The 9221-nt window shown below is 71.1% G+C and carries 8 protein-coding genes; 6 read left to right on the top strand and 2 right to left on the bottom strand.

Annotated elements, in window-relative coordinates:
- Positions 1-6 precede the first annotated feature (6 nt).
- From AB0C20_RS32650 to AB0C20_RS32675, 6 genes are all read left to right on the top strand, one after another.
- Positions 7-1221: an ABC transporter substrate-binding protein gene (locus AB0C20_RS32650; protein WP_357569441.1), complete on the top strand. Its 1215-nt coding sequence runs from the start codon at positions 7-9 to the stop codon at positions 1219-1221.
- A gap of 55 nt (positions 1222-1276) precedes the next feature.
- Positions 1277-2158, top strand: coding sequence for a branched-chain amino acid ABC transporter permease (locus tag AB0C20_RS32655; protein ID WP_357187083.1), 882 nt, complete (start codon positions 1277-1279; stop codon positions 2156-2158).
- Positions 2155-3168, top strand: a complete 1014-nt coding sequence (locus tag AB0C20_RS32660) for a branched-chain amino acid ABC transporter permease (RefSeq protein ID WP_112583339.1) — start codon at positions 2155-2157, stop codon at positions 3166-3168. The genes AB0C20_RS32655 and AB0C20_RS32660 overlap by 4 nt, the downstream gene beginning before the upstream one ends.
- Before the next feature lie 79 nt (positions 3169-3247).
- The gene (locus AB0C20_RS32665) at positions 3248-3919 is read left to right on the top strand and encodes a transcriptional regulator (protein WP_357187080.1); all 672 of its coding nucleotides are present in this window, start codon (positions 3248-3250) and stop codon (positions 3917-3919) included.
- Between the two features lie 84 nt (positions 3920-4003).
- Positions 4004-5572, top strand: coding sequence for an MFS transporter (locus AB0C20_RS32670; protein ID WP_357187470.1), 1569 nt, complete (start codon positions 4004-4006; stop codon positions 5570-5572).
- 11 nt (positions 5573-5583) lie between these two features.
- Complete coding sequence (locus AB0C20_RS32675) at positions 5584-6192, top strand: TetR/AcrR family transcriptional regulator (RefSeq protein ID WP_357187077.1); 609 nt, start codon at positions 5584-5586, stop codon at positions 6190-6192.
- 93 nt (positions 6193-6285) lie between these two features.
- On the opposite strand, the gene AB0C20_RS32680 is transcribed toward AB0C20_RS32675, so the two are convergent.
- Together AB0C20_RS32680 and AB0C20_RS32685 are read right to left on the bottom strand one after the other, a co-directional pair.
- Positions 6286-8205 (bottom strand): helix-turn-helix domain-containing protein, encoded by a 1920-nt coding sequence (locus AB0C20_RS32680; protein ID WP_357187074.1) that lies wholly within the window; start codon positions 8203-8205, stop codon positions 6286-6288.
- A 14-nt stretch (positions 8206-8219) separates the two neighbouring features.
- Positions 8220-9002: a 3-hydroxybutyrate dehydrogenase gene (locus AB0C20_RS32685; RefSeq protein ID WP_357187071.1), complete on the bottom strand. Its 783-nt coding sequence runs from the start codon at positions 9000-9002 to the stop codon at positions 8220-8222.
- Between the last annotated feature and the right edge of the window lie 219 nt (positions 9003-9221).

The following is a 9221-nucleotide window of genomic DNA, read 5'->3' on the forward strand; positions in this document are numbered from 1 at the left end:
TCGGCCGTGGTGGTGCTGGCCGCCGGGTGCGGCGGCGGTGGCCCCCAGTCGAGTGGCGACCAGAAGCTGACCGGCGACAAGATCGTGCTGGGCGTGCTCAACGACCAGTCCGGGGCGTACTCGGAGTTGTCCGGAAAGAACTCGGTGGCGGCGGTGGAGATGGCCATCGCCGACTTCACAGCGAAGTACGGCGACAAGGCGGTGACCACCGACATCACTGTGGAGACCGCCGACCACCAGAACAAGCCGGACGTGGCCAACTCCAAGGCCCAGGAGATGTACGACCGCAAGGGCGTCGACCTGATCCTGGACGTGCCCACCTCGTCGGCCGCGCTGAAGGTCGCCGACGTGGCGAAGGAGAAGAAGAAGCTCTACTTCAACATCGGGGCGGCGACCACCGACCTGACCGGCAAGAGCTGCAACAAGTACACCTTCCACTACGCGTACGACACCTACATGCTGGCCAACGGCACCGGGAGGACCACCACCGAGCAGATCGGCAAGAACTGGTACATCCTCTACCCGAACTACGCCTTCGGTCAGGACATGGAGAAGAGCTTCTCCGCAGCGATCACGGCGGCCGGCGGCACTGTCGTCGGCAGGGACGGGGCGCCGTTCCCGAACACCAGTGGTGACTTCTCCACCTTCCTGCTCAAGGCGCCCAACCTGAACCCGAAGCCGGACGTGCTGGGCGCCATGCAGGCCGGCGCGGAGCTGGTCAACGTGGTGAAGCAGTACAACGAGTTCAAGCTGCGGGACAAGGGCGTCGGCCTGGCGGTGGGGCTGATGTTCCTCACCGACATCCACTCGCTCACCCCGGCGGCGCTGGCCGGCACCACGTACACCGACGCCTGGTACTGGAACTTCGACGCGAAGAACCGGGAGTTCGCCGACCGCTTCCAGCAGAAGGCCGGCACCCGCCCGACCTTCGCGCACGCCGCCAACTACTCCGCGGCGTTGCAGTACCTGGAGGCGGTGCAGGCCGCCGGCACCGACGACGCGGACGCAGTGGTCAAGGGCCTGGAGGGCAAGACTGTCGAGGACGTCTTCCTGCGCAACGGCAAGATCCGCGCCGAGGACCACCGGGTGGTGCACGACGCGTACCTGGCCCAGGTGAAGCCGCAGTCCGAGGTCGCCGAGCCGTGGGACTACGTGAAGGTGCTCAAGACGATCCCCGCCGCGGAGGCGTTCCGCGCGCCCTCGGCGGACTGCAAGCTGTGAGCGCGAGGAGTGAGCCGGTTGTGCGAGCCCCGCAGTCGCGAACGGGTGTGACGCTGTGAGCGCATTCGCGCAGAACACGTTCAACGGGTTGGTGAGTGGGGCGTTCTACGCCCTGCTCGCCCTCGGGCTCGCTGTCATCTTCGGCATGCTGCGAGTCGTCAACTTCGCCCACGGCGCGTTCTACATGCTCGGCGCGTTCGGGGCGTACGTGCTGCTCAGCGAGGCGGGTGTGCCGTTCTGGGCCGCCCTGGTGATCATGCCGGTGGGGTTGGGTCTGCTGGGCATGGCACTGGAACGCGCGGTCATCCACCGGCTGACCAAACTGGACCCGCTCTACAACTTCCTGCTCACCTTCGGTCTGACGCTGATCCTCCAGGACCTGGTGAAGCTGCGCTACGGCGTGCAGTCCAGCCCGTACGAGACGCCGTCGCTGTTGAGCGGGTCGGTGGACTTCGGGCTGTTCGACTTCCCGACGTACCGGGTGTTCATCCTCGGCTTCGCGGTGCTGCTCTGCGTCGCGGTGTGGTGGGTGCTGACCCGGACCCGGATCGGCATGGTGGTCCGTGCGGCCACCGAACGGCCGGACCTGACCCGTGCCTTCGGCATCGACGTCGGGCGGTGGGTGACCCCTGTCTTCGGCTTCGGCATCGGGCTGGCCGGCCTCGCCGGTGTGCTGGCCGCGCCGATGCGCGCGGTCAACCCGCTGATGGGCGCCGACCTGATCATCGTGGTGTTCGCGGTGGTGGTGATCGGCGGGCTGGGCTCGATCTTCGGGTCGGTCGCCGCCGGCTTCGGCATCGGACTCGTGCAGGCGTGGGGTGAGGCGTACCTCTCCAACTTCCCGCTCGTCTCGCAGACGATCGTCTTCGTGGTGATGGCCGGCGTGCTGCTCTGGCGCCCGGCCGGCCTGTTCGGTCGGGAGGAGGCCCCCGCATGACAAACACAGTGGACACTCCCACCGACGCGTCCCGCTCGACGCCACCGTCCGGGCTGATCGCCGTGGCCCGGGCCCCCGGCTGGGTCCGGTACGCGCTGCTCGCCGTCGGCCTGGCCGTCGCGGCGTGGCTGCCCAACGGCCTCTACCCGGCGGTCGCTGTGGACATCCTCTGCTGGGCGCTGTTCGCCGTGGCGGTGGACCTGCTGCTCGGCTTCACCGGGCTGATGTCCTTCGGGCACGCCGCGTTCTGGGGCACCTCCGCGTACGTCACCGGGCTGGTGGCCATCCACGCCGGCCTGCCGTTTCCCCTCGCGGTGCTGGCCGGGGCCCTCGCCGCGGCAGTGCTGGCGGTGCCGATCGGGTACCTGGCGGTCAAGCGGACCGGCATCTACTTCGCCATGGTGACCCTGGCCTTCGCGCAGATGGTCTACTACGTCGCCAACGAGTGGCGCTCGGTGACGCAGGGCGAGAACGGCCTCCAGGGGGTGCCCCGGGAGCTGTTCGGCGTCGACCTCACCGACGACTACTTCTTCTACTACGCGATCCTGCCGATCGTGCTGCTCGGGCTCGCCGCCGCCTGGCGGATCGTGCACTCACCGTTCGGTCGGGTGCTGGTCGGCATCCGGGACAACCCGGCGCGGGCGCGGGCGCTGGGCTACCCGGTGCACCGCTACAAGCTCACCGCGTTCGTGCTCTCCGGGTTCATCGCTGGTCTCGGTGGCGGGTTGTTCGCTGTCGGCCACCGGTTCGTCTCGCTGGACGTGCTGCACTGGACCACCTCCGGCAAGGCGGTCATCGTGGTGGTGCTCGGCGGGATCGGCACCCTCTGGGGTGGGGTGCTCGGCGCCGCCCTCGTGGTCCGGCTGGAGGACTGGCTGTCGTTCTCCGGGTTCGAGGCGATCGGCCTGGTGACCGGCGGCATCTTCGTCCTCGTCGTGGTGCTGTTCCGACGCGGCATCTGGGGCAGCGTCGCCGCGCTGGCCCACCGGCTGGCGGCCCGCCGCCGCTGAAATTCACACGACGGCGCATCCGCCACGCGCCCTCCGAGCGAACCCCCGGGTAGAGAACGTCTACCCGGGGGTACGTCTGGTGCTGACCGATCCGATGCCGGCGGAGGCCGTGGAGATCGCGCACAAGCAGGTTTCGCTGGCGGCCGAGGACCTGGACGCCAACGGCGTCGCGACGCTGGTGCTGGAGTTGGTCGAGGCGTGGGGCGTGCCGGCGCTCTGGGAGCAGGTCTGCCGTCCGCTGCTGGCCCGGCTGTCGGGGCGTACCGCCGCCGAGATCGTCATCGAGCACGCCCTCTTCGAGGGCGTCCGGGTCGGGTTCGACGCGTATCGCCGGGAGCCGGGCCGGTCACTGCCCACCGGCGGGGTCCTGCTGGCCGGCGCCGAGAAGGAGGCGCACAGCCTGGGTCTGCTGGCGCTCGCCGCCGCGCTGCGCGAGCAGGGCCGCGGCTGTCTGAACCTCGGCCCCGCGTTGCCCTGGTCCGCGCTCACCAGCGCGGTGTACCGCGCCCGTCCGCGCACCGTCGTGCTGTGGTCGCAGACGCCGCTCACCGGCCGCGCGTACCGCCTGGTGCGCTTCGCCCGGGACTTTCCGCTCCTGCGGGTGTACGGCGCGGGGCCGGGCTGGATCGAGCCGCTCGGCCGTCCGGCGGTCCGTCTCGGGACGTTGACGGAGGCCGTCGACGCCTGCCTGGCGGTCGTGCCCGGCCGTGATGCCCACCACATACGATACGGATCGGTGCCGTATCGTTAATACCCGTCGTAGGCTGATCCGCGTTACGAGTCTGACCCGTATCGTATTTCGTCGCGGGTGATCAGCGTGGGGGGAAAGCAAGGCATGGAGCTGCACAACAACACCGGACACCCGAGGCGGTGGGCGATCCTGGGGGTGCTGGTGATCAGCCTCCTCGTGGTCGTCCTCGACAACACGATCCTCAACGTCGCCCTGCGCACCCTGGCCGACCCGGTGCACGGCCTCGGCGCCAGCCAGGGCGAGCTGGAGTGGTCCATCAACTCCTACACGCTCGTCTTCGCCGGGTTGCTGTTCACCTTCGGAGTGCTCGGCGACCGCGCCGGCCGTAAGCGCTTCCTGATGATCGGTCTGGTTCTGTTCGGCCTGGCGTCGCTGCTCTCCGCGTACGCCCAGAGCCCCGGACAGCTCATCGCGGCCCGCGCCCTGATGGGGGTCGGCGGCGCGGCCATCATGCCGGTGACCTTGTCGATCATCTCCAACGTCTTCGACCCGCGCGAGCGTGGTCGGGCCATCGGGGTCTGGGCCGGCGCTGTCGGTCTCGCCGTGGCGATCGGCCCGATCCTCGGCGGCGCGCTGCTGGAGCACTTCTGGTGGGGCTCGGTCTTCCTGATCAACGTGCCGGTGGTCGTCGCCGGCGTGGTCCTGGTCGCGCTGCTGGTCCCCGAATCGCGTGACCCGCGGCCCGGCCGGATCGACGTGCTCGGCGTGCTGCTCTCCGTGGTCGGCCTGGTCGCCCTCTCCTACGGCATCATCGACGGCGGCGAGCACGGCTTCGGCCGCCCGGTGGCCTGGGGCTCGATCCTGCTCGGCGTCGCGGTGCTGGCCTGGTTCGTCCAGCACGAGCGGCGCAGCGACCACCCGTCGCTGGACGTCCGACTGTTCAAGGTGCCCCGGTTCGCCGCGCCGGTCGCCATCGTCGGCCTGGTGTTCTTCGCCGCGATGGGCTCGATGTTCTTCGGCTCGTTCTACCTGCAACTGGTGCGCGACTACAGCCCGTTGCAGACCGGTCTGCTCTTCCTGCCCTTCGCCGGCGCCCAGTTGGTCTTCGCGCCGCGCAGCGCCGCGATGGTCCGTCGCTACGGTGGCAAGGCCGTCGCCACCGTCGGGTTGGTGCTGACAGTGGTGTCACTCGGCGCGTTCGTCTTCATCGGCGCCTCCACCCCGATCTGGATCGTGCTGCTCGTCTTCCTCATCCAGGGCGCCGGGATGGCCAACATCATGCCGCCGGCCACCGAGTCGATCATGTCGGCGCTGCCCAGGGAGAAGGCCGGGGTCGGCTCCGCGGTCAGCAACACCATCCGCCAGGTGGCCGGCGCGCTCGGCGTGGCCATCCTCGGCTCGGTGCTCTCCGCCGTCTACCGCAGCGACATCGGTGACGCGCTGACCGGTCTGCCCACGCAGGCCCAGGACGCGGCCAACGAGTCGATCTCCGGGGCGTACGCGGCGGCGGGCCAGCTCGGGCCGGCGGCGCCGGCGCTGATCTCGGCGGCCAACGACGCCTTCGTCACCGCCATGCACTGGGCGGCCGGGCTCTCCGCGGTGATCGCCGCACTCGGGATCATCGTGGTGCTGCGCTGGATGCCGGGCAAGGAGGACACGAGCGTCGCCCCGGCGGCGCCGGTCGCCGAGCCTGAGCTGGCCGGCACGGCATAGGTTCGGGGAGGATGGCGGACATGACGTCCACTGCCGATGCTCCGCGGTCGCCCGGTCGACCGCGGAGCATCCGCGCCGACGAGGCGATCATCGAGGCCACCCTCGACCTGCTCGCCGAGGGCAGCACCATCGAGGCGCTCTCGATCGAGGCGATCGCCACCCGCGCCGGGGTCGGCAAGGCCACCATCTACCGCCGCTGGGCCGGCAAGGACGCGTTGCTGCTGGACGCGTTGCGCCGCCTCAAGGGAGTCCTGGCCCAGCCGGCGGGCCACTCCGTCCGCGACGACCTGGTGCTGCTGGTCGGCGCGATCGGCAAGAACGTCGATCCGCGAGCGGCCAAGATCATGCCCTGCCTGGCACCCGCCGTGAACCGCAGCGCCGACCAGTTCCAGCTCTACCAGAACATCATCTCGCCCCGCCGGCAGTTGATGCGCGAGGTGCTGCGGCGCGGCATCGACGAGGGGGTGCTCCGCTCCGACATCGACGTCGAGGTGACGATGGCTCTGCTCACCGGGCCGATGCTGATCCAGCGGGTGCTCCAGTGGAACCCTGATTTGGACGAGCAGTCCCTGCCCGAACGGGTAGTGGACGCCGTGCTGGAGGGCATCCAGGCCCGCTGACGCCGGGTGCCCGGTCGGCGGCTGTGGTGTGCGCTGGTGTCGGTCGGCGGCGTTCGTGCCGCCGACCGGCTCCGGTCAGCTTCTCGGTTCTGGTCAGCCGGCCGGTGCGCGCAGTCGGTGCAGGCGCAGCGCGAGCTGCACCTCCAACGCCCGCTCGGGCCGCTGCCAGTCGACGCCGAGCAACTGCCCGACCCGCTCCAACCGCTGGGTCACCGTGTTGACGTGCACGTGCAGTTGCTCGGCGGCCCGGGCCAGGCTGCCGCCCACCCCGAAGTACGCCTCCAGCGTCTTCACCAGAGCCGTGCCGCGCCGGGCGTCGTAGTCGAGGACCGGCCCGACGGTGGCGCTGAGGAACTCGGTCACGTCCTTCTCGCCCCGGTCACCGACAGTGCCCAGCAACAACCCGACGAAGCCCAACTCCACTGTGCTCGCGCCCTGCCCGGCACGGCCCAGCGCACCCAGGGCAGTCAGGCACCGGTCCGCCTCCTGGAACGTCCCGGCCAGCGCCGCCGGCGTGTTCGACGGGCCACTCGCCCCGGCGGTCACCGGTCGACCGGTCACCCGGGACAGGTCCCGAGCCACCGCGCGGGCGCTGCCGCCCGCGTCCAACCCCGGCAACATCAGCACCACCCGGCCGTCGCGCGCCGCGGCGAGCCCGCCGCGCGCCGACGCGTACGTGGTGGCCCAGGAGAGCACCCGCTGCCGAGCCGAGCCGGTCGCGGCGATCGCGTCGTCGCCCACCGCCACCAGCACGTGCGGCGCGTCCAGGTCCACCCCGAGCCGACGGGCCCGACTGCGCAGCGCGTCGGTGTCACGCAGCGGGCGGGCGATCAGGTCGTCCAGCAACTCGCCACGCACCCGCCCCTCCGCCTCCGCGACCGTCCGGCGGAACAGCAGCAGCAGCGCCGTCACCAACGCGGCCCGCTCCAGGATGCGCTGGTCGGCGTCGACCAACTCGTCGTCCGGGCGCAGCACCAGGGCACCCAGGTTCTCCGCGCCGGCCACCACCGCCGCGTACCAGAGCGGACCCCGGCGTACGCTGCGCCCCTCGGTCCGGGACGCGGCCACCGCCTCGACGATGTCCGCGCGGTCCGGCTCCTCGATCTCACCCACCCGGGCCAGCAGGCGGCCCTCGGCGTCCAGTGCCAGCAGCGCGCCGCCCAGCACCTCGGTCACCGCAGCCGCCACGTCCTCCACGCCGCCGCCGCGAAGCACCAGCGCCGTCATCCGGTCGTGTGCCGCCGCGGCCCGCTCCACCGAGCTGCTGTGCGCCCGGATGGTGGTGTTCGCCGCCGACAACTCGGCCAACGCCGAACGGGTCTCGGTCAACAGCCGGGCGGTGTCGATCGCCACCGCGGCGTGCGCGGCCAGCGACACCAACAGCGCCACCTCCTCCCGGACGAACGGCCGCGCCGAACGGTTGGCCGCGTACAGCACCCCGATCGAGGTCGAGCCGAGCCGCAGCGGCACCCCCAGGATCGCCACCAGACCCTCCTCGCCCACCCCGGCGTCGATCTCACCGGTGTGGTGGAAGCGCGCGTCCTCGCCGTAGTTGGCGGTGACGTACGGGGCGCCGGACTGGGCCACCAGGCCACCGAGACCGGCGCCCATCGGCAGGCGCAGCCGCTGGAAACGGGCCGAGACCGACCCGTCGGTCACCCGCATGTAGGTGTCGCCACGTTCGTCGTCGTTGAGCGTCATGTACGCCACGTCCGCGCCCAGCAGGTGACGGGCCCGGTGCACGATCGCCCGCAACACGTCGTCCAGATCGCGCAGCCCCGCCAGGTCGCTGACCGTGTCGTACAGGCCGGACAGCTCGCTCTCCCGGCGGCGGCGACGCTCCAGCAGCGCGCGGACCCGCAACGCCACCGACTTGGCCTGCTCCAGCTCGGCCAGCCGGTCCGGCGGCAGCCCGGCGGCCCGTGCGGCCACCAGCGGTCCCTCGAACTCGACCGTCGCGGCCTCTCGGGCGAGCAGCTCCAGGAACTCCACCGGCGAAGACATGGTCGACATTGTGCTCAGCCCCACTAGTTGGCCGTCCAGCCCCCGTCGAGGGCGATCGACGCCCCGGTGATGAACGCCGCCGGCGGCGAGCAGAGGTACGCCAGCAGCTCGGCCACCTCCTCCGGCTCGATCAACCGTTTGATCGCGGCCCGCGCCAGCATGATCTTCTCGATCACCTCGGCCTCGTCGATGCCGTGACTGGCAGCCTGGTCGGCGATCTGGCTCTCCACCAGCGCGGTACGCACGTACGCCGGGTTGATGCAGTTGGCGGTGACCCCGTGCGCCGCGCCCTCCAGCGCGACCACCTTCGACAACCCCTCCAGGGCGTGCTTGGCCGAGACGTAGGCCGCCTTGTACGGCGAGGCACGCAACCCGTGCACCGACGAGATGTTGACGATCCGCCCCCAGCCCCGGTCGTACATGTGCGGCAGCGCCCGGCGGATCAGCAGGAACGGCGCCTCCACCATCACCCGCTGGATGTACTCGAACCGCTCGACGGGAAAGTCCTGCAACGGCGCGACGTGCTGGAGCCCGGCGTTGTTCACCACGATGTCCACGTCCACGTCGAGTGAATCCACCGCCGCGGCGTCGGACAGGTCCACGCCCTCGGCCCGGCCACCGACCTCGGCGGCCACCGCCTTGGCCGCCTCCAAGTTGCGGTCCACCACGAGCACCTTGGCGCCGGCCGCGCCCAGCCGCAGGGCACACGCCCGCCCGATACCGCCGCCGCCCCCTGTCACCAGGGCGGTCCGACCGGAGAGGTCGACCTGCACGACGTGGGGGACCACCACGGGTTCTGCCGTCATGGCGCAAGAAGTTACGAGCTGTGTGCTCCCCGGCACATGGGCCAGCAACACATACTCCGTACCAATGCTGTGTGGTCTCGGCCCTGCCACCCGCTCCCACCCCGGCCGTCCGCCGCCCGCCCGCCGCCGCCGCTCGCACCCTGCCGCCCGCTCCGCCCGCCGCCGCTCGCAGCCCGCCGCCGCTCGCAGCCCGCCGCCGCCCGCTCCCGCCGGCGGGCC

Origin of the sequence: Micromonospora sp. NPDC048843 (assembly GCF_040649965.1) — a bacterium.
GTDB classification, from domain to species: Bacteria; Actinomycetota; Actinomycetes; order Mycobacteriales; family Micromonosporaceae; genus Micromonospora; species Micromonospora hortensis.